Source organism: Roseococcus sp. SYP-B2431 (genome assembly GCF_004336745.1).
Taxonomy (GTDB): domain Bacteria; phylum Pseudomonadota; class Alphaproteobacteria; order Acetobacterales; family Acetobacteraceae; genus Roseococcus.
The window spans coordinates 164,486-187,275 of the sequence record NZ_SJXD01000011.1; the positions used below are offsets into that span (position 1 = coordinate 164,486).

Consider the following 22,790-nt stretch of genomic DNA (forward strand, 5'->3'; position numbering starts at 1 on the left):
GTCCGCTCAGTCCACGGTGATCCCCGCCTCGCGCACGATGGCCACCCAGCGGGCGCGCTCGCGCTCGATGAAGGCCTGGAACTGCTGGGGCGACCCGCCGCCGGGCGTGACGCTCATGCCGCGCAGCCTGGCCTCGACGTTGGGATCGCGCAGCGCCTCGTTGGCGGCCTCGTTCAGCGTGGCGACGATCTCCGGCGGCGTGCCGCGCGGCGCCATCAGCCCGTACCAGGAGCTGATGTCGAAATCCGGATAGCCGAGCTCCGCCATGGTGCGGATCTGCGGCAGCACCGCGAGCCGCGTGGCCGAGGTCACCGCGAGCGCGCGCAGCTGCCCGCCCTCGATCAGCGGCACGGAGGAGGGCGAGATCGCGAACATGAAGTCGACGCGGCCCGCGGCGACGTCGCGCTGGGCATCGGGAATGCCGCGATAGGGGACGTGGACGACGTCGATGCCGGTTGCGCGCTTGAAGACCTCGGCGATGAGCTGGGTGAGGTTGCCGTTGCCGGCCGAGCCGAAGGTCAGCACGCCCGGCCGCGCCTTGGCGGCCGCGACGATGTCCTGCGGCGTCCGGAAGGGGCTGCTGCCGCCGACCACCAGCACGCCCGGCGCGAGGCCCGCCAGCATGATGGGCACGAAGTCGTTCACGGGGTCGTAGGGCAGCCGGCTGTAGAGCGCGAGGTTGGCGCCGAGGGCGCTGATCGTGCTCATGATGAGGTTATAGCCGTCCGGTGCCGCGCGCGCCGCCGCCTCGTGGCCGACCAGCGAGCCGGCGCCCGGGCGGTTCTCCACCACGAAGGGCTGGCCGAGCTTGTCCGACATGCGCTGGGTCAGCAGCCGCGTGACGAGGTCGTTGTCGCCGCCGGCGGCCAGCGCGACGATCACGCGCACGGGGCGGTTCGGATAGCGCGCCTGCGCCTGGGCAAGGCCGGGCAAGGCGAGAAAAGGGGCGGCGAGCAGGGGGCGGCGCGATGTCATGCCCTGGCGGCCTTGCGCGCCGCCAGTTCGGCGACGAACTTCTCCTGCGGCGGGGCCGAGGGCGGATGCTCGGCGCGCATGCGGTAGAGCGGCAGGTACTCGCTGTACTCCTCGTAGATGCGACGCATTTCCTCCACGGCGTGCGGGTGGGAATCCACCCGCAGGTCGAGCTCCGGCTGCTCGTCGCGATGCTGGATGAGCAGGGACGAGGAGCGCTCCGGCAGGTGCCCGTTGCCGCCGGACTGTCCGCCTGCGTCGCGTCCCGCTTCCAGGACGCGCATCAGGCGCTCGGCGAGCGTTTCTCCCCTGGTGGCCAGGAAGGTCTCGGCCATGGCGTCCACCACCTGCTCGCCCGCGAGGACATTGCCGAAGACCGCATAGCCCGGGCCGGTGCGATGGCCGTGCCAGGGGCGCGTGTTCGGCCCGGTATGCGCGGCCGAGCCGCCGTTGCGATCGACGATGCCGCATTGCCGGTAGTCCGCGAACTCGTCGGTCGCGAGCGTCGCCGCCAGAGCGGACCGCGCATCGTGCCCGAGCGCGAGGAAGCTGAGCGAAAGCCGGGCCAGCCTCGGGTTGGAGAAGGCCTGGCTGCTGGCGGCACCAAGGTTGGAGCGCGCCTGCGGACACTTGGCGCCGACGCCGAGGGAGTAGGTCGCGATGGCGACGCCGAGGCGCCCGGTCTCCTCGCAGAAACCCAGAACTGTGAAGGTCATCGCAGCTGCTCCATTCCCTATAAGGAATGCTAGCGCCTTCCTCCTCCGGAGCGCAAATCGCTATGGCCGCTAGGCATCTTCCGGCCGAAGGCCGACCGCGCCCGCCACGGCGGCGAAGCGGGCGACCGTGTCGCGGACCAGGGCGCCGAAGGCCTCCGGCCCGCGGCCTTCGACATCGAAGCCCTGGCCGTTCAGCCGCTGGACGACACGGGGATCGCGCAGGGCGCCAAGGCCCGCAGCCTGGAGCGCGGCCAGGGCCGGCGCGGGCGTGCCGGCAGGCGCCAGCAGGCCGATCCAGGTGCGGATCTCGAATTCCGGCGCGACGGTTTCGGCGAAGGTCGGGATGCCCGGTGCGGCAGGGCTGCGCTCCTTCCCGGTGACGCCGAGCGCAACCAGGCGGCCCTCGCGGATGTGGTCGAGCGCTGCGTTGAGCGTGACCACGCCGGCATCCAGCGTGCCGCCCAACACGTCGACCAGCAGCGGGCCGCCGCCGCGATAGGCCACGTGCTCGGGCCGGCCGCCGAGCGCCTGGCCGAGCAGCTCGCTGGCGAAATGATGCGCGGTGCCCAGGCCGGGCACGCCGACATTCACCGGGCGGCGCGAGCGCAGCCGCGCGGCATAGGCCGCCGCATCGGGCAGGCCGGCGCGCGGGTGGGCCACGACCACATGCGAGGCCGCTACCCCGAGCAGCACGGGCGCCAGCCCCGGCACGAAGGGCCCGCTGCCGGGAATGGGCAGCGCCTCCACGGCGGCCAGCGTGTCGTTGGTGATGAGGATGGTGTGCCCGTCCGCCGCGGCGCGCAGCACCGCTTGGTTGCCGACGCGCGAGGAGGCGCCGCCGATATTCTCGATGACGACGCCCTGGCCGAGCGCGGCCGCGAAGGCCGGCACGAAGGCGCGTGCGAAGACGTCCACGCCGCCGGCGGGCGGGAAGGGGACGACGGCGCGGACGGGCCGGCTCGGGAAGCCCTGTGCCTGGACGGCCCCCGTCTGAATGGCGGGGGCGGCGAGGAGGGAGGCCGCGAGCAGCGCGCGGCGGGGGATGCGGATCATGGGTTCAGCCTCGGGGAGAGCGTTCGGCAATGGCGCGGATGACGGGGGCGGCCTGCGCGCTGGAGGCCGCCGCCCGGGCGGCAAACTCCTGGGGCGGCAGGGCCGTGATGGTGAAGCCGAGGCCGCGCAGGCGATCGGCGACAGCGGGATCGGCCAGCGTTGCCGCGACGCCCTGATGCAGCGCCGCGACAATGGCGGGCGGCGTGCGCACGGGGGCGAGGATGCCCTGCCAGGAATCCACGTCGAAGCCAGGCGCCACGGTCTCGGCGAAGGTTGTAACCTCCGGCAGGGCAGGATCGCGCGCGCCGGTGCTGACGCCGAGCGGCACCATGGTGCCCTGGCGGATGTATTCGGTGACCGCGGGCAGGGTGATGACGACAGCATCGGTGTTGCGGGCGATGAGGTCGGTCGCGGCCGGGCCGCCGCCGCGATAGGAGACGAATTCCACCCGGAGGTCGCCAAGGCGGGCGGTCAGCAGCTCGTGGACCACCTGGGCGATGCCGGCCTGGGCCGCGATGCCGACGTTCAGGCCGCCCGGCCGCGCGCGCATGGCGGTCAGGTAGCCCGCCATGTCGCGGATTCCGGTGCCGGGATGGGTCACCAGGATTTGCGCGGCGCGCACGGCATGGATGACCGGCGCGAAGCTTTCGAAGGAGATGCCGGCGCGCGGCTCGGCCAGGGCGGCGAGGATGATGGCGTCGCCGGTCAGCAGCAGGGTGTGGCCGTCGGGTTCGGCACGGGCGACCTGCTGGGCGGCGAGGAGGCCATTTGCGCCGCCCTGGTTCTCGACGAGCACGGGCTGGCCGAGGCGGGCCGATAGCGTGGGCGCGAGAATGCGGGCCAGCGCGTCCAGGCTGGCGCCGGGCGCGGAGGAGACGACGAGACGCAGCGGGCGCTGCGGGAAGGTCTTGGCCTGGACCGGACGTGCGGCGAGGAGCGCGCCGGCGGCCAGGATGTGGCGGCGATGAAGCATGGGACAGTTCCGATGGAAGGAGGGGATGGCGGTGCGGACCGCGCGTCAGGCGCGCCGGGCGGCCTTCCGACATCGCGCCGCGTCAACATGCTTCGCGGGAACGGGTGGTTCTGCGGACATGGCGAGGATGCGATGGCTCCGTGATGGCTGACGGCCGCAATATGACACCGGATTACGGGATAGAAATATTATTTTACAATGTAAAATGCATTACTCTCGTCGATCCGGCAGGATTTCGCCCCCACCGTCATCCTGATGTCTTAAAATAGATGTTTATTTACAGCGTATTATACAGTTTTCGGGCCAGCTAAAAATATACATATAAGCTCGTGGAAAGAGCTTGACCTATACCGATTGGTCGCATAATCCTTCGTCATGATCACGCATCGGACGATCCAAGCTGGCGGGTGTTGTCGCGTGTGAACGCGCCCCGCCCTTCCTGACCCTTCCGGATCCACCCATGTCGCTCGTCGAACTCGCTGAAGCCGCCGGCTTCGCCCTTCCCCTCCTGGCCCTCTTCTGGACCGCGGCATTGGGCCTCGTGCTGCACGCCGGCTACCCGCCGCCGTCCGAGGACATCGCGCACGCTGTCCTGGCCGCCAGTTTCGCGTCCTAGATCTTACGCGTGCACCCTCTCCGCTTGTCGCCGGCGGAGCGGCCTTCGGGCCGTGTCAGGCGACGCCTTGCTAGCGTTTCCTCCCATGACCTTGGCCGGGGCCTTCGGGCTCCGGCCACTTTCCGGCAAGGATGAATTCACCGCGTCGGGCCTTGAAGGGCGTCGGATCCCGCCAAGATGCCGCTCCAGTTCACAGAGGAGAAGGCGATGCCTCGGACAGCTTCCGGACCCTGCGCGTCCCGGCTGGCGGGATGTATCGCCATGGCTGAACTGCGGCCTGCCTCGCCTTCGCACTTCCAATTGCCGCGCGCCGCTCCGGCGCAGGAGTTGCACATGCGCCTTTCCGTGCCCGTGACCGACGCCGGATCCCTCGTCGCCGTCGCCGCCCAGGACGAGGAGGCGGGCTGGTTCCTGATCGCGATCGATGCCCGCCTCGAGCCGCTCGACCGCGCGAGCTTCGGCAGCGCGAAGGAGATCGAGGTGGCGGCGCGCGCCCATTTGCGCCGCAGCCAGCCCGGCCCGCCGCCCCGCTGGTCCTGACCCCCCTTCTGCCCGGGCACCGACGAGCCTGGGCCTTCCCCCGGAGTTCGCCCATGCTGCGCCGTTCCATCCTCGCCTTGCCCGCCCTGCTGCCCGGCCTCGCCGCCGCCCAATCCGGGGAGCTCGGCACCCAGGCCCGGCCCGTGCGCGTGGGCGTCACCCAGGGCGTGCATGCCCAGACCTTCGAGAAGGTGCGCGACCTGCTGGCCGCCAACGGCTTCTTCACGCGCGCCGTCGAGTTCGGCGACTTCATCCAGCCCAATGCGGCGCTGGCCGGCGGTGACCTGGAGGCCAATGCCTACCAGCACCTGCCCTTCCTCGAGGCGCAGCGCGCCCAGCGCGGCTACGACTTCGTTTCCGTCGGCAAGACGGTGCTGACGCTGATGGGCGTCTTCTCGCGCAAGCACCGCAGCCTCGACGCGCTGCCGAGCGGGGCGCGCGTGGCGATCCCGAACGACCCGACCAATGGCGGCCGCGCGCTGCTCCTGCTGGCGCAGAACGGGGCCTTCACGCTGCGCGCCGGCGCCGACCACCGCGCGACCGTCGCGGACATCGCGGCCAATCCGAAGCGCATCCGGATCGTGGAGCTGGAGGCCGCCTCGATCGTCCGCGCGCTGGACGACGTGGATGCGGCGGCGATCACGGGCAATTTCGCGGTGCCGGCCGGGCTCAACCCGCTGCGCGACGCGCTGGCGCGGGAGACGGAGCAGAGCGTGTACACCTGCCTCGTGGTGGTGCGCCGCGCGGATGCGCCGGCGGCCTGGGCGCAGCGGGTCGCGCGGGGCTATGCGCGGCCGGAGGTGAAGGCCTTCGTGGAGACGACCTTCGGCGGCGCGGTGATCGTCGGCGCCTGAGGCGGCACGGGGGTCGTTGATGGAATCCTGCTTCCCAGGACGCCTCCGGAGACGCTTCGTCTCGCATGACCTTGCCCGCGCAGCCGCCCGCACCGCCTCGTGGCTGGCTCGTTGAAGCGGCCGGCAGGCGCCATCCGGGATCGTGAATCATTCGCGGCGCAACCCGCCGGACGTCCCGAGGCGCTGCCCGTGAAGATCGGCCTTTACGAACGCGCCCATCCGCGCTTCGCTCGCCCCTGGCGCCGTCGGCGTCCAAGAAGCGGCGCCCCGCACGGCCTGCCACCCCAACCCAACGAGGCCCGGATGCGCCGATTGATCCTGAATGCCCTGCTCGGCCTGCTGGCCCTCTCATCCGCCGCGCAGGCCCAGACCTTCCCCGTCCCGGGGCGCCCGGTCACCTTCATCTACGGCTTCCCGCCCGGCACGCCTGGCGACGTCTACCTGCGGCTGGCGGGGCCGCGCATCTCGGCCGCCCTCGGCGTGCCGGTGGCCGTCGAGAACCGGGTGGGGGCCACGGGCAACATCGCCGCCGAGGCGGTCGCCCGCGCGCCCGCCGACGGGCACACCGTGGTGCTCACCACCACGAGCCTCGCCGCCGTGAATCCGCTGCTGCTGCGCATGCCGATCGATCCAGCCCGCGACCTGCTGCCCGTCATGCGGGTCTTCGACGCGCCCAACGTGCTGACGGTCAGCACCGCGCAGCGCCCGCAATACACCGATTGCCGCGCCCTGATGGCGGCGCTGCGCGCCCGGCCGGGCCAGCTCAACTATGCCAGCAGCGGCGCGGGCGCCTCCACGCACCTGGCCGCGGCGCAGTTCCTCCAGGCGGCGGGGCTGCAGGTGCAGCACGTCCCCTATCGCGGCGGCCCGCCGGCGATGATCGCGCTCTACCAGGGCGAGGTGGAGTTCTTCTTCTACCAGAGCGGCACGGTCATCGAGGACATGCGTGCGGGGCGCGTGCGCATCCTCGGCATCACCTCGGCCGAGCGCCATCCGCAGGTTCCGGAAGTGCCGACGGTGGCCGAGGCCTGCGGCATGCCGGGCTTCGTCAGCACGACCTGGCACGGGCTGATGGTGCCCGCCGGTGCCCCCGCCGGGGCCGTCGCGCGGCTGAACGAGGAGTTCCGGAAGATCAACGCCATGCCGGACATCCAGCAGCGGCTGGTGAGCCTGGGCCTCACGGTGCTGCAGGGCGACCCGGCGGAGATGGCGGCCGCGACCGCGCGGGACATCGCGCATTGGGGCGAGGTGGTGCGGCGCGCGGGGCTGCGGGCGGAGTGACGCCGCGGCGTCAGGGACGCCCCGGCCTACTCGCACGATTGGGTCCGATAGGCCGCGGGCCCGGGAGCCGAAGCGCCGCCCCGCTACCGCGCCTGGAGCAGCGCCGCCGCGAAGCCCGGCCGGTCGAGCAGGCGGTCGATCGCCTGGTTCATCGTCCGCAGCATGAGCGCATGCAGCCCTGCCGGATCGGCGAAGACGCCCGTATCCAGCGCGAGGATGCTGCCCTCCACATTGTTCACCTTCTCCCGGTCCTGCCAGAGGACGCGGCCGCTGCCGCGCTCGCGCAGGACGAGCTCCAGCTCCGCCGTGGCCTCCAGCCGGACATATCGGTTGGCTACGAATTCGCGAATGGTGATCTCGATCTCGACGCGCGGAGCCTGCTGCGCCAGCCAGCCGCGCGCGGCGAGCCCGTCGTTGAAGGCGCGCTGCACCGCCTGGTCCAGCGGACGGTCGGCCTGGAGGGTCCTGATCGGATTGCCGTAGCCGCCGCGGATGGTGCCGATCCAGACGGGATCCTCGCCGCCGGTGGCGCGACTGTTCCGCACCGCCGCCGTGCGGGCCACGGGCCCCGGCGGCTGCTGGGCCGTCACCGGCGAGGTCGGCGCGTAGGGCATAGGGTACTGCGTCGTGCCGCAGGCGGTCAGAAGCAGGGCGAGCAGGATCGCGGTGATTGGACGCATGCGTTTCCCCAGGCGATGTGGCCGTGCGAAAGCATCGCCCCGTTCCGGGCCCGCATCAACATATGCCGCGTCCTGCATATAAGGGCAGTGTCAGCCTTTCCACGGATGATGGGACAGGGTCACGCCAGACCGAGTTCCCGCGCCTGGATTTGCAGTGCCAGCACCTTCGAGTAGATGCGGCTCTGCGCCAGGCTGCCGGCGGTGAACCAGAGGCCGTCCTGGCCGGTTGGACGCCACATGTTGCGCAGCTCCCCATCCTCGCCAAAGCCCCAGACGGGGCCGATGCGGTCGGCGATCGCGCTGCCGAGGAAATGGCGCACCACCTCCTGCTGGTTGAGGTAGCCGGTGGCCAGCACCAGCAGCTCCGCCGGCACGACCGAGCCGTCCTTCAGCCTGGCGCCCCCGGTGACGAAGCGGTCGATGTCGGCAAACTGCAGCAGGCCGATGCGGCCCTCCACGATCATGTCCGAGGCGCCGACGTTGAAGTAGTAGCCGCCGCCGCGCTGCAGGTATTTCATCTGGAAGCCGGTCTCGTCGGGCCCGTAGTCGAGCCTGAAGCCGCGCGCCTCCAGCGCATCGAGCAGCGGCTTGTCGACCTGGCGCGAATGCGCCGTCGAGAGCTGGTAGCCGTGCTTCATCACCGGGAAGGGCGAGGCCATCGCCAGCAGGTCGCAATCCTCGAAGGGAATGCCCTCGGCATAGATGGAATAGACGCGCTGCGCCTCACGGATGCCGACCACGTAGGTCGGGCTGCGCTGCACGATCGTGACCTTCGAGCCGCTGGCCGCGAGGTCCTGCGCCACGTCGTGCCCGCTATTGCCGCTGCCGAGGACCAGGGTCGGGCGACCCTCCCAGGCGGCGCCTTCCGTATAGGCGCCGGAATGCAGGATCGTGCCCTCGAAGTCCTCGAGGCCCGGGAGCTTCGGCTTCACCGGGATGCTGCTGACGCCCGTCGCGAAGACGAGGTGGCGCGGCTTCAGCAGGCGCTCGCTCCCATCGGCGCGGCGCAGCGTGACGCGCCAATGCCCACCGGCCTCGTCCCAGTCGCCGCCGCGAAAATCCGTGCCGGTCCAGACGTTGAGGTCCATCGCCTCGGCATAGGCCTCGAACCAGCCGGCCAGCTTGTCCTTGGGGATGAAGACGGGCCAGGTCGGCGGGAAGGGCATGTAGGGCAGGTGGTTGACGTGCACCTCGTTGTGCAGCGTCAGCGCGTGGTAGCGCTTGCGCCAGTTGTCGCCGATGCGCTGCTGCCGGTCGACGACCAGCGTGTCCACGCCGAGCGCGCCGAGCCGCGCCGCGATGCCGAGCCCCGACTGTCCCGCACCGATCACCAGCACGGCGGGCTCGCGATCCTCGTAGCGCTGGTGGCGGAGGCGCTTGTCGAGCCAGTTCTCGCCGCCGAAGTCGCGCTGGTAGTCGGCCTCGCCTGCGCCCGCGCGGTTGAGCCGTTCCTCGTGCCCCCGGATGGCGTCGAGCGTGGTGAGCAGGATCCAGGCGCGCGTACCGGATTCGGCGGTGACGAGGCGCAGCACGCCCTCGCAGGGGCCGGTCGCGGTCTCGAAGGTGAACATGGCCTCGATGCACTCGGTGCCGGCGCGCTTCACGCGGCGCGGCGGGGTGCGGCCGGAGAGGCGGACGCCGCGGGGCCGGGTGCGGTCCAGCGCCGCGCGCAGGCGTTCCGCGATGGCGTCCGCGCCATTGCTGGTGACGATGTCCCAGCCGAAGGCGAGCACGTCGCGCCAATGGCCATCGGGCAGGAATAGGGCGGTGGCCGCCTCGGCGTCACCGGCGGTCATGGCCTTGTCGAAGGCCTCGAGCCAGGCGGCGGCGGTGCTGCTGGCCGGACGATCCATGACGTTCATGGCGGCGTTCCTCGATCGGTTTTCCCGAGCCGAGCGGAGTTGGCCGGGGCCGTCAACCGCCCCGGACGACGAACGCCGCCGGCCGGAGCCGGCGGCGTTCGGAAACGCGGATCGAGGCGGCCTCAGCCGATCTCGTAGAGTTCCACCTCGAAAACCAGCGTCGCGTTCGGCGGGATCACGCCGCCGGCGCCGCGGGCGCCATAGCCCTTCTCGGGCGGGATCACGAGGCGGCGCTGGCCGCCGATCTTCATGCCCTGCACGCCCTCGTCCCAGCCCGCGATCACGTGGCCGGCGGCGAGCGGGAAGCGGAAGAGGTCGCCGCGATCGCGCGAGCTGTCGAACTTGCGGCCCTTGTTCTCGGGCGCGGCCTCGTCGAAGAGCCAGCCGGTGTAGTGGACGGCGACCTGCTTGCCGGCGACGGCGGTTTCGCCCGTGCCTTCCTTGATGTCTGTGATCATGGCGATTCTTTCCGGTGAAATGGCTTCAGGCCCGTGGCGCCGGAGCGCCAGGGCCCTCAGTTCAACGCGACAGGCACCGGCCCGATGGGCCGGCGGCCCTCAACGTGGCGGAATTTCCGAAATCAGCAACTGCGTGGGCACGCCCGCGCCGCGATTGTAGTGGCCCACCCAGATGTCGTACTGGCCGGATTGCGGGTTGTTCAGCACGACGCCGGGGTCCGTGCCCTTGAAGTCGTCGTTGCAGATCCACCGCCCGTTCGGCAGGTTCACCACCAGCGTCACGTCCGAGCGCGAGGTCGCCGCGAGGTAGAGCGGATAGCCGCCCGCGCGATAGTTCAGCCGAAAATCCGGCGGGTCGGCGATGGAGCCGACGCAGCCCGGGCCGCCGATGCGCTCGGCCGGGATATTGCCGCCGGCCGTCACGTTCACGACATAGGGGTCGGGGGCGAAGTTGGCGCTCAGGTTCACCGTGCCGAAGGTCGGCCTGCGATTGTAGTTCTGCGCCACCACGCTGCCTGCGGTGACGGCCAGGACCGCGGCCGAAATGGCCAGGATTCGCGACAACAATCATGCCTCCCGTTTTGAGTCCGGCCCAGGCTCCTATGCCGGGCACGGCGAGGCAATGGGAATCTTGCATCGTTTGTAATGCGATGCGGAGGAATTCAACGCGCCTCGGACCGCCAGGCCACGATCGCGATTCCCAGCAGCAGCGGCAGCATCAGCCAGGGCGGCAGCAGCGGCAGGGCGGCGATGCCGGTCACCGTGTGGTCCTCGCGGCGCCGAAGCCCGATCCAGCCCGAGCCCTGCGCGTCGCGCCCGGCCGAGACGCTGCGGATCTCGGGGACGGAAGTCCCGTCGCCGAACCAGCGGGAAGCGCCGCCGGTCGCGGTCACCAGCGGCTGCACGCGCGCGGGATCGGCGCGCAGGTCGGCGAATTCGGGCGGGTTGGCCGGCATGGCGGCCGCGAAGGCCTGCCGGCGCCCGTCGCTCACCTGCCAGAGCCCCGGCGCGGCCGCCGGCGCCTCGGCCGAGGCGCGGCCGCCGCCGCCATTGGCGCCGCCATGGGACAGCGGCACGCGGCTGGTGGCGCCGTCGGGCGCCGTGATGGTGACTTCGGGCGGCGCGCCGGCATCCAGGCTGCGGCGGTTCACCATCAGCCGCCCGGCCTCGATCCGCGCCGTCAGGTCCTCCTCCTCCAGCTCCGGCTCGCGCATGAGCCAGTGGGCGGTGCGGCGCAACAGCTCCTGCTGCGGCCCGCCGCCGTCATGCCCGCGCGACCAGAGCCAGATATGGTCGGAGAGCATGAGCGCGACCCGCCCCTGGCCCACGCGGTCCAGCACCAGCAGCGGCGCGCCGCCGGCGCCCTCCATGACGGTCGTGCCCGCCCGCGCCTCGGTGCGGATGGTGCGGTACCAGCGGCCCCAGCTGGCCTCGGTGGCCTCGGTATTGGCGCCCGTCAGCCCCTCCGTGACCGGGTGCCGCGAGCCGGGGATGGAGATGCGCGGCCGGAAGGCCTGGTCCAGAATGGCCTGCTGCACGGGACGCGCCGGCAGCACGGCGCCGAGCGGCGTTCCCGCGAGGCTCGTGCCCCCCACGAATTCCGGCCCCACCGAGACCAGCAGCGCGCCGCCGCCGCGGACGTATTCAGCGATGTTGCGCAGGTAGCTCGGCGGCAGGATGCCGCGATTGGCGAAGCGGTCGAAGACCACGAGGTCGAAGTCGCGCAGCTTCACCTGGAAGAGCTCGCGCACCGGGAAGGCGATCAGCGCCAGCTCGTTGAGCGGGGTCAGGTCGTCCTTCTCGGGGGGGCGCAGGATGGTGAAGTGGACGAGGTCCACGCCCGGATCGGCCTTGAGCAGCCGGCGCCAGGTGCGCTCGCCTGCATGCGGCTCGCCGCTGACCAGCAGGACGCGGAGCCGGTCGCGCACGCCGTTGATGGCGACGACGACGCGGTTGTTCACGTCGGACACCTCTCCGCCTTGCCGGTCCCCGGCGGGGCCTTGCCGTGTCTCGACCACGAGGTCGATGACGGAAGGGCCGGCGCGCTCGATGGGCAGGGTGATGCGGTGCTCGCGGCCGATCGGCACGCTTTCGGTGATCGGCGCCTGGCCGTCGCGGCGCAGGGTGAGCTGGGCCTGCCCCGTCTGGGTGGGGACGCCCAGGTCCTCCACGATCAGCCGCAGCTCCACGCTGCGGCCGACGATGCCGAAGCCCGGCGCCTCTAGCAGGCGGATGCGGCGGTCCACCTCGCCCTGGCGGCCCGGCATGAGCAGGTGCAGCGGCACGCCCTCGCCGGGCGCCCAGGTGCCGTCGGTCGGCACGTCATGGACCTGGCCGTCGGAGAGCAGGAGCACGCCGGCCAGCCGGGTGGCGGGGATGTCGGCCAGGGCGCGCTCCAGTGCGGCGAAGGCGCGGGTGCCCTGGTTGCCGCCCTCGGGGATGTCGACCACGCGCAGCTCGACCTCGCGCAGGCGGCCGATGCGGGCCTCGACCTGGCGGCGGGCGGCCTCGATGGCGGCGTCGTGATGGGCGGCGACGCGGGTGCTGTCGCTGCGGTCCACCAGCAGCAAGGCGATGTCGGGCCGCGTCTCGCGCGTCTGCTCGACGAGGCGGGGCTGCGAGAGCGCGCCGAGCACCAGCAGGAAGGCCAGCGCGCGCCACCAGGCGCCCCGCGCCCGGCGCAGCAGGGCCGGCAGCAGCGCCAGGAGGCAGAGCGCGCCGAGCGCCAGGATCAGCCAGACCGGCAGGATGGGCGCGAAGTCGAAGGCGAGGGCGGTCTGCATCAGTTGCCCAGCCTTTCGAGGATGGCGGGCACGTGCACCTGGTCGCCCTTGTAGTTGCCCGTGAGCGCGTACATCACGAGGTTCGCGCCGAAGCGATAGGCGAGGATACGCTGGCGCGATCCGCCCGGCACGGCGGCGTGCAGGTTCTGGCCGCGCGCATCGACTGCCCAGGCGCCGGCCCAGTCATGACCGCCGATGACCACGGGGCTGACGCTGTCATTCGCGCGGTCCTGTTCCCGGGAAACCCAGACGGTCCCGCCCGCGAAACGCCCCGGCAGCTCGGCCAACAGATAAAAGGCGCGGCGCAGGACGTGCTCCTCGGGCACGGGCATGAGGGGCGGGATGGCCAGCCCCTGCGTCACCCGGCGCAGCGCGGCGCGCGCGCCGGGGGAAAATCCCTCGCCCGAGCCCTCGTCGCGCGTGTCGAAGAGAACGATGCCGCCGTTGCGCATGAAGCCGTTGAGCGCGGCGACGGCCTCTGGGCTCAGTGTCGGCGCGTCGGGCCGGACCGTGAAGTAGAGGAGGGGATAGAGGCTGAGGTCGTCGCGCCCGGGCGTGACGCCGGCCGGCTCGGCGAGCGCGGCGGCCGTGCGGCGGTTCACGAAGTCGGACAGGCCCGCCAGCCCCTGGCGCATGGTCTCGTCGGTGCCGTTGTCGCCGGTGACGACATAGCCAAGGCGCGTGACCAGCGCGGGAAGATTCTCCTCCTGGGCCTGGGCCTGGGCCGTCGCCGCCATCAGGATCAGCGCCACGCCCGCCGCCCGCGCGAAGCCCAGCAGCCCGCGCAGCCGCAGCGAGGCGAGCAGGTCGATCGCCAGGATCGCCAGCGCCGCCGCCATCAGCCAGGGCCCGAGGTCGCGCTCTGGCGGGATGCCGGCGATGGTGCGCGTCGCGGCCCCGGCCGGCGAGTTCGCATGCAGCCGCGGCGCCGGGAGCGTGTCGCCGAGGTTCAGCGCCCGGCGGAACCCCTCGCCGCCGGCGGTGCCGTACCAGCCGGGCGGGTTGCGCGCCGAGGGCACGGCCTCGCCACTGGCCGGGATGGGCTGCGCACCGGGCGGCGGCGGGACCAGCCGGCCGAAGCCGTCCAGCGCCTCCAGCGGCGCGAGGGCGCCGTCGCCCTCCTGGCCCGGGACGCCGGAGGAGAGCGCCACCAGCCGCCGCAGCATGCTCACGAAGAGGCCCGAGAGCGGCAGGTCCGACCACTCGGCCGTCGCCGTGACGTGGAAGAGCACGATGCGGCCCTGGCCGCGCGGCTCGGCCGTGACCAGCGGGGTGCCGTCGGTCAGCCGCGCCCAGACCTTGTCGGCCAGCCGGGCGGAGGGCTCGGCCAGCACCTGGCGCTCGACGCTGATCTCGGCCGGCACGGCGAGGCCGGCGAAGGGCGAGCCCTCGGCGAAGGGCGCCAGGTGCTGCGGCTGCTCCCAGGAGAGCGAGCCGCCCAGCTGCCGCTCCGCCCGGAGCTGCACCGGCAGCAGGCCATCCGGATGCTCGGCCAGCCGCGCGCCGGCGAAGCGGATCAGCATACCGCCGCGCTCCACGAAGCGGGTGAGGGAGGCCATCTCCGGCCCCTCGGCGATGGGCCGGTCGGCCAGGATCAGCACCGAGAGGGGGCGCGCCATCAGCCGGTCGACGTCGCCGCGCCGCAGCTCCGCGAAGGGGTTCAGCGCGCGCTCCAGATAGAAGAGGTCGCCGATCAGGGGAGCGTCGGCCGCCGTCTCCTCCGCGCCGGGCAGCAGGCCGACCGGGCGGCGGCGGAAGCGCTCGTCCAGCAGGACCACGCCGCCGGGGCCGGCCTCGTCCGCGAGGTCCAGCCGGTGGACGCGGTTGCGGATCTCCGTCGGCAGCTCCAGCACCGCCTCGGATTCCGTGGCGCCCGCGCCGAGCTGGAAGCTGGCGCGCGCCAGCGCCCGGCCGTCCTGCGCGCGCGCGATGACCTGCGCTTCGCCCGGCGCGTTCACCGGCGATTGCCGCAAGGTCAGCATCAGCCGGTCGCCTTCGGCGCGCGGCGGCGCGAGCAGCCGCACCGGGCGCTCCTCGGCCCGCGCCAGGGTCAGCGCGCCGCCCGCCTGCAGGCGGTTCATGAAGGCCTCGGCCGTGTCGTCGCTCCGATGGGCTATGCCGTCCGAGAGATACAGGGCGGAAATGCGCTCCGGGCGGTTCCAGCCCTCCAGCGCGGCCAGTGCCGCCCGCCGGTCCGGCGGCCAGGAGCGCGGCCGCAGCGCCGCCAGCCGGGGCGCAAGGTCGGCCGCCGGCATGGGGCCGATCACCCGTGGCGGCGCGCCGCCCTCGCCGGGCGCGGTGGCGAGCAGGGCCGCCGGGCGCCCCTCGCGCTCCGCCCGGTCCAGCTCGGATTGCGCGATGGCCACCCGCAGCGGCCAGTCGGGGCCCGAGGCCCAGCCGTCGTCCAGCACCAGCAGCAGCATGCCCTCGCCGGAGCCCGAGGCGCCGGGGCCGAGAACCGGGCGCGCCAGCCCCAGGATCAGCAGCGCCGCCGCGGCGATGCGCATCAGCAGCACCCACCAGGGAGTCCGGGCGGGCGTCTCCTCGGCGATGGGGAGATCGCGCAGCAGCATGGCCGCCGGGAAGTCCATGCGGCGCGGCTGCGGCGGCGTGACGCGCAGCAGCCACCAGAGCAGCGGGAGGGCCGGGAGCGCCAGCAGCAGCCAGGGGGCGGCGAAGCTGATCATCGGAAGGCTCTGCCCTTGTTTTCATGCTTGGGCATCAGGCAGATTAGGCCAAGGCTCATGACGGGGCCAATGCCTGCCACAAGGACAGCAACGCCAGATGGGGCGGCTGGTCCGTGCGGTGGGTCGAAAAACCCCAGCCCGCGGCCCGCGCCATCGTCGAAAGCCCCTCGCGATGCGCGGCCAGCCGCTCGGCGTAGAGGCTGCGGATCGTCTCCACCCGCGGCACCAGCAGGGGCGCCTCGCCCTCCAGCCCGTCGAAGCGGATGCGCCCCGAATAGGGCAGGCTCTCCTCCGCCGGATCGAGGATCTGCAGCATCTGCCCCCGCAGCGGCCGTGCCGCGTAGCGCGACAGCAGCGCCTGAAGCTCGGGCAGGGGCTGCAGGAAGTCGCCGAACATCACCAGCCGCGCATGCCGCGGCAGCGTGACCTCCCCGGCCTCCGCCCGCGCCGGGCGGATCATGGCCGCCGCCAGGGCCGGCAGCGCCGATCGCCCCATGAAGGCCTGCCGGTCGCCCGGCGTGAGCCGCACCCGCTCGCCCCCGCGCAGCAGCAGCGAGGCCAGCGCCAGCAGCAGAAGGTCGGCCCGTGCGGACTTCTCCTCGAGAGTCCTGCCGGAACGCCAATGCATCGACGGCGAGGGATCGCGCCAGAGAAGCACGGTCTGCGCCGCCTCCCATTCCGTCTCGCGCACGAAGAGCCGGTCCGCCTTGGCGCTCTGCCGCCAGTCCACGGAGGCGGCCGCATCGCCCGGCGAATAGGCGCGGAACTGCCAGAAGGCGTCGCCATGGCCCGAGCGCCGGCGCCCGTGCACGCCCTGCATCACCGTGTTGGCGACGCGCTCGGCCGCGACGACGAGCGGCGGCAGCCGGGCCGCGGCGACCTCCGCCCGGAGATGGGTGACGGCTTCAGGATCAGCCAAGACTGGCCTTCAGCTCGGCGATCACATCCGAGAGCTTCACCCCGTCGGCGCGGGCGGCGAAGGAAAGGGCCATGCGGTGCCGCAGCACGGGCTCGGCGAGCGCCAGCACGTCGTCCAGGCTGGGCGAGAGGCGGCCGTCCAGCACGGCTCGGGCGCGGGTGGCCAGCATCAGCGCCTGGGCGGCGCGCGGGCCGGGGCCCCAGGCGAGGTTGTTGCGCACGGTCTCCAGCCCGTCCGGCCCGGGCCGCGCCCCGCGAACGAGCTTCAGGATGGCGTCCACCACCTGCTCACCCACCGGGATGCGGCGGATCAGCGCCTGGGCCGCGATCAGCTCGCGCGCCGTCATGGCCGCGACGGGCCTTTGCTCGGCCGCTCCGGTCGTGGCGAGCAGCATGGCGCGCTCGGCCGCCGCGTCCGGATAGTCCACCTCGATCTCCAGCAGGAAGCGGTCGAGCTGGGCCTCGGGGAGGGGATAGGTGCCCTCCTGCTCGATCGGGTTCTGCGTCGCCAGCACGTGGAAGGGCTCGGGCAGGGGCAGAATCTGCCCGCCGACCGCCACCTTGTGCTCCTGCATGGCCTGCAGCAGCGCCGACTGCGTGCGCGGCGAGGCGCGGTTGATCTCGTCGGCCATCAGCAGCTGGCAGAAGACGGGACCCTGGAGGAAGCGGAAGGCGCGCTTGCCGTCCGCGCCCTCCTCCAGCACCTCGGAGCCCAGGATATCGGCCGGCATCAGGTCCGGGGTGAACTGCACGCGCCGCGCATCCAGCCCCATCACGGTGCCCAGCGTGTCCACCAGCTTGGTCTTGCCCAGGCCCGGCACGCCCACCAGCAGCACATGGCCGCCCGAGAGGAGCGTGACGAGGACCTGGTCGATCACCTCGTCCTGGCCGAAGATCACCCGGCCGACCGACTGCCGGGCCTTCTGGAGCTTGCCGCCCAGGACCTCGATTTCGGCGATCAGGGATTCTGCGTCGGCCACTTCACCCATCTGGTTGCGATTCCCATATTGACGAGGTGTGGGGGCGATGCTGCGTTGGGCGGCCGCGCCGGGACCACACGGTGATTGCTCAGGAAAGCCTATGCCGCCCGAAGCTGGGATCAAAGCATCGATTGGGAAGGGTCTCCCCGACTGCGCGCGGCGCATTGACCAGTCCATAGGCAAGGTGCTCCTGCGCCAGAAGCACGATTGCGGGCAGATCGACATGCGCATCGCGCGGGACGGCACCTGGTACTACAAGGGCAGCCCGATCCATCGGAAGGAGCTGGTCTGCCTCTTCGCCTCGGTGCTGAAGCGCGAGGAGGATGGCGGCTATCTCCTTGAGACGCCGGTCGAAAAGGGCCGCATCACAGTCGAGGACGCGCCTTTCGTGGCTGTGGAGATGGTCTGGCGGGACTGCGATTGCGGCGATGGCGGGCCGATCCGCCAGTGCCTCAGCTTCCGCACCAATTGCGACGAGGTCATTCCCTGCAACGCCGAGCATCCGATCCGCATCCAGCTCGACCCACGTACGCGCGAGCCGCGGCCCTATATCACCGTCCGGCCGGGCCTCGAGGCGCGAATCGCCCGGCCCGTCTTCTACGAGATGGTGGCGCTGGCCGTGACCGAGCGGATCGAGGACCGCCAGATCATAGGTGTCTGGAGCGAGGGCGTCTTCTTCCCGATCGACGAGGAACCCGCCCTCGGCCTGGCGGCGGAGTGACGGGCGAGGCGCCGTGACGGCCGAGGAGCTCTGCGCCCGGCTGCGGCATCCCCACTTCCTGGAATCGATGCCGCCGCCGACCGGCGACGACGCCCTGCTGCCGGCCGGCGCCGTCATCAAGCCCGCGGCGGTGCTGGTGGCCATGGTGCTGCATCCGCGCGAGCCGGGCGTGCTGCTGACCCAGCGCGCCTCGCATATGAGGAGCCATGCCGGCCAGGTGAGCTTCCCCGGCGGGCGCATCGAGCCGGGCGAATCCCCCGAGGAGGCCGCGCTGCGCGAGGCCTATGAGGAGGTGGCGTTGGATCCCAGCCTGCCGCGGGTGATGGGCCGCCTGCCGCGGCACCTGACCGGCACGGGCTACGAGATCACGCCCGTCATCGCCGCCCTGCGGCCGGGCTTCACGCTGATCCCCTCGCCGGACGAGGTGGCATCGGCCTTCGAACTGCCGCTCTCCATCCTGCTCGACCCCGCGGCCCCGCGCCGGGAACGGGCGGAGTGGAAGGGGCGCATGCGGGAATACTGGGTCTGGCCTCATGGCGAGCACCACATCTGGGGGGCGACGGCGACCATCCTGGTAAACCTCGCCACGGCGCTGCGGGCCGGCTAGGGACAGCCCCATGGGCGTCCTCATCGAATTGTTCTTCTTCGCGCTGCCCTTCGTGGCCTATCTCGCCTGGTGGCGGTTGGCCGGGCGGAAGCCGGGGCACGAGCCCTCGCGCCGGCTGGTCGTGCTGGCCGCGATCGGCGTGGTCTGCGGCGTGGCGGCGGCCAGCTATTACGGCCTCTCGCGCAGCTTCGAGGGGGACGACTACGTACCGGCGCGGATCGAGCGCGGCGGGATCGTCCGCGGCACCACGCGGTGAGCCTGCCCGACTATCTGAGCGCCGAGGGGCCCCGGAAGGTCTTCGCCGCGCTGCCGGATTCCCGCGCGGTGGGCGGCTGCGTGCGGGATTCGCTGGCGGGGCTGCCGGTGCGCGACCTCGACATGGCCGCGCCCTTCCCGCCGCGGGCGATCGCGGACCGGCTGAAGGCGGCCGGCTTCAAGGTCTTCGAGACGGGGCTCGCGCATGGCACGGTGACGGCGGTGCTGGGCGGCGTGCCCATCGAGGTGACCTCGCTGCGCCGCGACATCGCCACCGACGGCCGTCACGCCGAGGTGGAATGGACCACCGACTGGCGCGAGGATGCCGAAAGACGCGACTTCACCATCAACGCCATGTCCATGGGCGCCGATGGCGTGCTGCATGACGAGTTCGGCGGCCGCGCGGACCTCGCGGCGCGCCGCGTGCGCTTCGTGGGCGATGCAGCCCAGCGCCTGCGCGAGGACTATCTGCGCGCCCTGCGCTTCTTCCGCTTCCACGCGCGCTATGGCGGCGCGGAGCCCGATCCCGTCGCGGTCCGGGCGATCCGCGAGGCGGTGCCCGGCCTCGCCCGCCTCTCGGCCGAGCGCGTCTGGAGCGAGCTCAAGCGGCTGATGGAGGCCGAGGATCCGCGCGCCGCGCTGCGCCTCATGGCCGAGACGGGCGTCCTGCCCGCCGTGCTGCCCGAGGCGGGCGATCCGTCGCGGCTGGACGCCGCCCTGGCGCGCGGCGTGGCCGACGTGCTGCTGCGCGTCGCGATGCTCCTGCCGGTCGGCACGGATGTCGCGGCCCTGGCCTCGCGCCTGAAGCTCTCCGGCGAGGAGGCCGCGCGGCTCCGCGCCTTGCACGCCATCGCCGATGCCCCCGGCCCGTCGGAGCGCGAAGTCGGCGCCCTCCGCCGGTTCCGCGCCGCCGCGCGCCTGCGCAGCGAGGCGGCCCTGCCGGCGGAGATCCTTCTCGTCGCCGCGGCCCAGCATCCGGAACGGGACTACGGTCCCCTGCTCGACCATCTGGAGCCCGGCCCTGGCCCGGCCTTCCCCCTCCAGGGCCGCGACGCTGTCGCCCTGGGCGTTCCGCACGGGCCGCGCATCGGCCGGCTGCTGGGCCAGGTCCGCGACTGGTGGCTCGAGACGGGCGCGTCCGCCGATCACGCCGCCAGTTTGAAGAAGCTGCGCGAACTGGTGGAGCGGGATGCTTCCTGATACCCCGCGCCCCATGTCCTCCGAGACCGCCTCGATCCCCCTGATCCGCCGCTTCTGGCGCGACCACCTGCGCGAGCAGCGCGGCCGGCTGGCGCTCGCGGTCGTCCTCACCCTCGTCCTGGCCGGCATCACGGCACTCTACCCGGTCATCATCCAGCAGGCCTTCGACAGCTTCGGCAGCGGCGATTCCCGCATCGTCTGGCTGCTGCCGCCGGTCATCGTCCTCGTCACCGCCGCGCGCGGCGCGGCGATGTACTTCCAGCAGACCACCATGCAGGGCGCCGTGCTCGGCAGCATCGAGCACCTGCAGAACGCGCTCTTCTCCGCGCTCACCCGCGCCGACTACGCCGCCGTCAGCACCGAGGCGCCGGCCCGCCACGTCACCCGCTTCACGCTGGACGCGACCCAGATCCGCGAGGCGCTGTCGCGCAGCATCAACGGCCTGGGCGACCTGCTGACGGTCATCGGCCTCGTCGCCTCCATGATCTGGCTGGACTGGCAGCTCGCCGCCATGGCCGCGCTGCTCTACCCGGTCGCCGCCTGGCCGATCCTGACCATCGGCAAGCGCATCCGCCGCGCCTCGCGCGGCATGCAGGACCGCGCCGGCGAGACCAGCGCCCTGCTCAACGAGAGCTTCGCCGGCGCGCGCGTGGTGCGCACCTACCGACTGGAGGCGCAGGAGGAGGGCCGCGCCCGCGCCGCCTTCGCCGAGCTGCGCGGCAGCCTCCAGCGCATCGTGCGCGTCCGCGCCCGCGTCGATCCGATCCTGGAGGCGCTGGGCGGGCTGACCGTGGGCGTCGTGCTCGGCGTCGTCGGCTGGCGGGTGACGACGGGGCAGGGGACGATCGGCGAATTCACCGGCTTCGTGGCCGCCGTGCTGATCGCGGCGCGCCCGGTGCGCGCGCTCGGCTCGCTGAACGCGGCACTGCAGGAGGGGCTGGCCGGCCTCGCCCGCGTCTTCGGGGTGATGGACCTGAAGCGCGAGATCGCCGACGCGCCGGATGCGCGCGCGCTGCCCGCCGGCCAAGGCGAACTCGTCTTCGACCATGTCGGCTTCCACTATCCCGGCAGCACGGTCCCCGCGATCAAGGAGCTGAGCTTCCGCGCGGCGCCCGGCGAGACGGTCGCGCTGGTCGGCCCGTCCGGTGCGGGAAAGTCCACCGCCATCGCGCTGCTGCCGCGCCTCTACGACGCGACCGCCGGCACCATTACGATGGATGGCGCGGATATCCGTCACGTCCACATGACGGAGTTGCGCGACGCCATCGCCTATGTGGGCCAGGAAGCCGTGATCTTCGACGACACCGCGCTGGCCAATATCGCCTGCGGCCGGCCCGGCGCCACGCGCGCGGAGGTCGAGGCCGCGGCCCGCGCCGCCCAGGCGCATACCTTCATCGAGGCGCTGCCCGCCGGCTACGACACGCCGCTCGGCCCGGGCGGCGGGCGGCTCTCGGGCGGCCAGCGCCAGCGCGTGAGCCTCGCCCGCGCGCTGCTGCGCAATCCGCGCGTGCTGCTGCTCGACGAGGCGACCAGCGCGCTCGACGCCGAGAACGAGGCCGCGGTGCAGGCCGCGCTGGAGACGCTGCGCGAGGGGCGCACCACGCTCGTCATCGCGCACCGGCTGGCGACGGTGCAGAAGGCGCACCGCATCGTGGTGATGGAGGAGGGCCGCGCCATCGAGCAGGGCACGCATGCCGAGCTGATGGCGCTGGACGGGCTCTATGCGCGGCTGGTGCGGACTCAGGCCTTCGCCGAGGCCTGAGTTGACGCCAGTTCCCACAGATGCCGTGCCGGGTCGCGCGGCATCTCCTGCCCGCGTACCAGGTAGAGGCGCAGCGGCCCGCCGGCCAGCGCCAGCGGCCGGGTAACGCGGCCCGTCTGCCGGGCGGCCTCGGGCGCCACCCAGCCGAAGAGCGCCAGGATCAGCTCCGCCCCGAACCCCTCGCGCATCTGGCGGAAGTCCAGGATGTCGGGGATTTCCACCAGCGTGCCGCCGGCCTCGACCACCGGCTCGAAGAGCGCGCGCGACAGCTCGGGATTGAGGCCGCGCGTGAAGACCGCGACCTTGCGCCCGGCGAGCGCGGCCGGCGGGATTTCCGGCAGCGCCAGCAGCGGGTCGCCGGGGGCGAGGATGAGCTCCTGCGTGGTCTGCGCCAGCGCCAGCGCCTCCAGCCCGGCCGGCGGAGCCACGGCCACCGTGAAGGCGAGGTCCAGCACGCCCTGGCGCGCGCGCTCCAGCAGGACCGGAGTCCAGCCGATGTCGAGCTCCACGCTGACGCTCGGCCAGTGCCGGCGGAAAGCCTCGATCAGGCTGTTGGTGACGGGGATGTGGGCGCCATAGGGCGGCGTGCCCAGGCGCAGCCGCCCGGAGCCGCCGCGCAGCGTCGCGGCCAGCTCGTCCACGCCCTGCGCCGCCTCGACCAGCGGCCGCGCGCGTGCCAGCAGGGCGCGGCCCTCCTCGGTCAGCTCCACGCGCCGGGTGCTCCGCAGCAGGAGCGGCACTCCGAGCTGCGCCTCGAGCTGGCGGATGCGCGTGGAGAGCCAGGGCTGCGCCACGCCGAGCCGCGCGGCGGCGCGGGTGAAGGACAGCTCCTCCGCCACGACGCCAAAATGCAGCACGAGGCGGATATCCAC

At 72.5% G+C, this 22,790-nt stretch carries 22 protein-coding genes; 9 read left to right on the forward strand and 13 right to left on the reverse strand.

The genetic code is table 11. The annotated features are described in order from the left end of the window. Nucleotides 1-6 precede the first annotated feature (6 nt). The 4 genes from EJV46_RS02165 to EJV46_RS02180 form a co-directional block, all read right to left on the reverse strand. On the reverse strand, nt 7-975 hold the full coding sequence (locus EJV46_RS02165; protein ID WP_131546943.1) for a tripartite tricarboxylate transporter substrate binding protein: 969 nt from the start codon (nt 973-975) through the stop codon (nt 7-9). Beyond that, nucleotides 972-1,688: a DUF1028 domain-containing protein gene (locus tag EJV46_RS02170; RefSeq protein WP_131546944.1), complete on the reverse strand. Its 717-nt coding sequence runs from the start codon at nt 1,686-1,688 to the stop codon at nt 972-974. Before EJV46_RS02170 ends, EJV46_RS02165 begins: the two co-directional genes overlap by 4 nt. A 69-nt stretch (nt 1,689-1,757) precedes the next feature. Then, nucleotides 1,758-2,741, reverse strand: coding sequence for a tripartite tricarboxylate transporter substrate binding protein (locus EJV46_RS02175; RefSeq protein ID WP_131546945.1), 984 nt, complete (start codon nt 2,739-2,741; stop codon nt 1,758-1,760). Nucleotides 2,742-2,745: 4 nt separating this feature from the next. Next, complete coding sequence (locus EJV46_RS02180; RefSeq protein WP_131546946.1) at nt 2,746-3,714, reverse strand: tripartite tricarboxylate transporter substrate binding protein; 969 nt, start codon at nt 3,712-3,714, stop codon at nt 2,746-2,748. Nucleotides 3,715-4,174: 460 nt separating this feature from the next. Between EJV46_RS02180 and EJV46_RS22630 the strand changes: the two genes are divergently transcribed. The 4 genes from EJV46_RS22630 to EJV46_RS02195 all read left to right on the forward strand — a co-directional run bounded on the left by EJV46_RS22630 (nt 4,175) and on the right by EJV46_RS02195 (nt 7,005). Beyond that, on the forward strand, nt 4,175-4,330 hold the full coding sequence (locus tag EJV46_RS22630; RefSeq protein WP_165585287.1) for a hypothetical protein: 156 nt from the start codon (nt 4,175-4,177) through the stop codon (nt 4,328-4,330). Nucleotides 4,331-4,663: 333 nt separating this feature from the next. Continuing rightward, the gene (locus EJV46_RS02185) at nt 4,664-4,870 is read left to right on the forward strand and encodes a hypothetical protein (protein WP_131546947.1); all 207 of its coding nucleotides are present in this window, start codon (nt 4,664-4,666) and stop codon (nt 4,868-4,870) included. A gap of 53 nt (nt 4,871-4,923) precedes the next feature. Beyond that, nucleotides 4,924-5,724 carry a MetQ/NlpA family ABC transporter substrate-binding protein gene (locus tag EJV46_RS02190; protein WP_131546948.1) on the forward strand — a complete coding sequence of 267 codons (801 nt, stop codon included), beginning with the start codon at nt 4,924-4,926 and terminating at the stop codon, nt 5,722-5,724. A 303-nt stretch (nt 5,725-6,027) separates the two neighbouring features. Next, nucleotides 6,028-7,005: a tripartite tricarboxylate transporter substrate binding protein gene (locus EJV46_RS02195; protein WP_131546949.1), complete on the forward strand. Its 978-nt coding sequence runs from the start codon at nt 6,028-6,030 to the stop codon at nt 7,003-7,005. Nucleotides 7,006-7,088: 83 nt separating this feature from the next. Here the strand turns inward: EJV46_RS02195 and EJV46_RS02200 are convergent, their stop codons facing one another. From EJV46_RS02200 to EJV46_RS02235, 8 genes are all read right to left on the reverse strand, one after another. After that, nucleotides 7,089-7,685, reverse strand: a complete 597-nt coding sequence (locus tag EJV46_RS02200) for a hypothetical protein (RefSeq protein ID WP_131546950.1) — start codon at nt 7,683-7,685, stop codon at nt 7,089-7,091. Between the two features lie 119 nt (nt 7,686-7,804). Next, nucleotides 7,805-9,547 (reverse strand): NAD(P)/FAD-dependent oxidoreductase, encoded by a 1,743-nt coding sequence (locus tag EJV46_RS02205; protein ID WP_131546951.1) that lies wholly within the window; start codon nt 9,545-9,547, stop codon nt 7,805-7,807. A gap of 122 nt (nt 9,548-9,669) precedes the next feature. Beyond that, nucleotides 9,670-10,005 (reverse strand): FKBP-type peptidyl-prolyl cis-trans isomerase, encoded by a 336-nt coding sequence (locus EJV46_RS02210; protein WP_131546952.1) that lies wholly within the window; start codon nt 10,003-10,005, stop codon nt 9,670-9,672. Between the two features lie 99 nt (nt 10,006-10,104). Further along, nucleotides 10,105-10,569 carry a peptidase S1 gene (locus EJV46_RS02215; protein ID WP_131546953.1) on the reverse strand — a complete coding sequence of 155 codons (465 nt, stop codon included), beginning with the start codon at nt 10,567-10,569 and terminating at the stop codon, nt 10,105-10,107. Between the two features lie 98 nt (nt 10,570-10,667). Further along, complete coding sequence (locus tag EJV46_RS02220; RefSeq protein ID WP_131546954.1) at nt 10,668-12,788, reverse strand: hypothetical protein; 2,121 nt, start codon at nt 12,786-12,788, stop codon at nt 10,668-10,670. Continuing rightward, nucleotides 12,788-15,475 (reverse strand): DUF4159 domain-containing protein, encoded by a 2,688-nt coding sequence (locus EJV46_RS23455; protein WP_206020680.1) that lies wholly within the window; start codon nt 15,473-15,475, stop codon nt 12,788-12,790. Before EJV46_RS23455 ends, EJV46_RS02220 begins: the two co-directional genes overlap by 1 nt. A gap of 55 nt (nt 15,476-15,530) precedes the next feature. Further along, nucleotides 15,531-16,394, reverse strand: a complete 864-nt coding sequence (locus EJV46_RS02230) for a DUF58 domain-containing protein (RefSeq protein ID WP_240782361.1) — start codon at nt 16,392-16,394, stop codon at nt 15,531-15,533. Continuing rightward, the gene (locus EJV46_RS02235; protein ID WP_131546955.1) at nt 16,387-17,382 is read right to left on the reverse strand and encodes a MoxR family ATPase; all 996 of its coding nucleotides are present in this window, start codon (nt 17,380-17,382) and stop codon (nt 16,387-16,389) included. Before EJV46_RS02235 ends, EJV46_RS02230 begins: the two co-directional genes overlap by 8 nt. A 175-nt stretch (nt 17,383-17,557) precedes the next feature. Here EJV46_RS02235 and EJV46_RS02240 point away from each other — a divergent pair, with 175 nt between their 5' ends. The 5 genes from EJV46_RS02240 to EJV46_RS02260 are packed head-to-tail and all read left to right on the forward strand — an operon-like array spanning nt 17,558 to nt 21,918. Continuing rightward, nucleotides 17,558-18,094, forward strand: a complete 537-nt coding sequence (locus EJV46_RS02240; protein WP_240782362.1) for a DUF1285 domain-containing protein — start codon at nt 17,558-17,560, stop codon at nt 18,092-18,094. Between the two features lie 13 nt (nt 18,095-18,107). Continuing rightward, nucleotides 18,108-18,701, forward strand: coding sequence for a CoA pyrophosphatase (locus EJV46_RS02245; protein ID WP_240782363.1), 594 nt, complete (start codon nt 18,108-18,110; stop codon nt 18,699-18,701). A 10-nt stretch (nt 18,702-18,711) separates the two neighbouring features. After that, nucleotides 18,712-18,957, forward strand: coding sequence for a hypothetical protein (locus EJV46_RS02250; RefSeq protein ID WP_131546956.1), 246 nt, complete (start codon nt 18,712-18,714; stop codon nt 18,955-18,957). Continuing rightward, a complete protein-coding gene (locus EJV46_RS02255) occupies nt 18,954-20,156 on the forward strand; it encodes a CCA tRNA nucleotidyltransferase (protein ID WP_131546957.1) in 1,203 nt (400 codons plus the stop codon). The genes EJV46_RS02250 and EJV46_RS02255 overlap by 4 nt, the downstream gene beginning before the upstream one ends. Before the next feature lie 13 nt (nt 20,157-20,169). Beyond that, nucleotides 20,170-21,918 (forward strand): ABC transporter ATP-binding protein, encoded by a 1,749-nt coding sequence (locus EJV46_RS02260; protein ID WP_131546958.1) that lies wholly within the window; start codon nt 20,170-20,172, stop codon nt 21,916-21,918. On the opposite strand, the gene EJV46_RS02265 is transcribed toward EJV46_RS02260, so the two are convergent. Next, nucleotides 21,897-22,790, reverse strand: a complete 894-nt coding sequence (locus EJV46_RS02265; protein WP_240782442.1) for a LysR family transcriptional regulator — start codon at nt 22,788-22,790, stop codon at nt 21,897-21,899. The genes EJV46_RS02260 and EJV46_RS02265 overlap by 22 nt on opposite strands.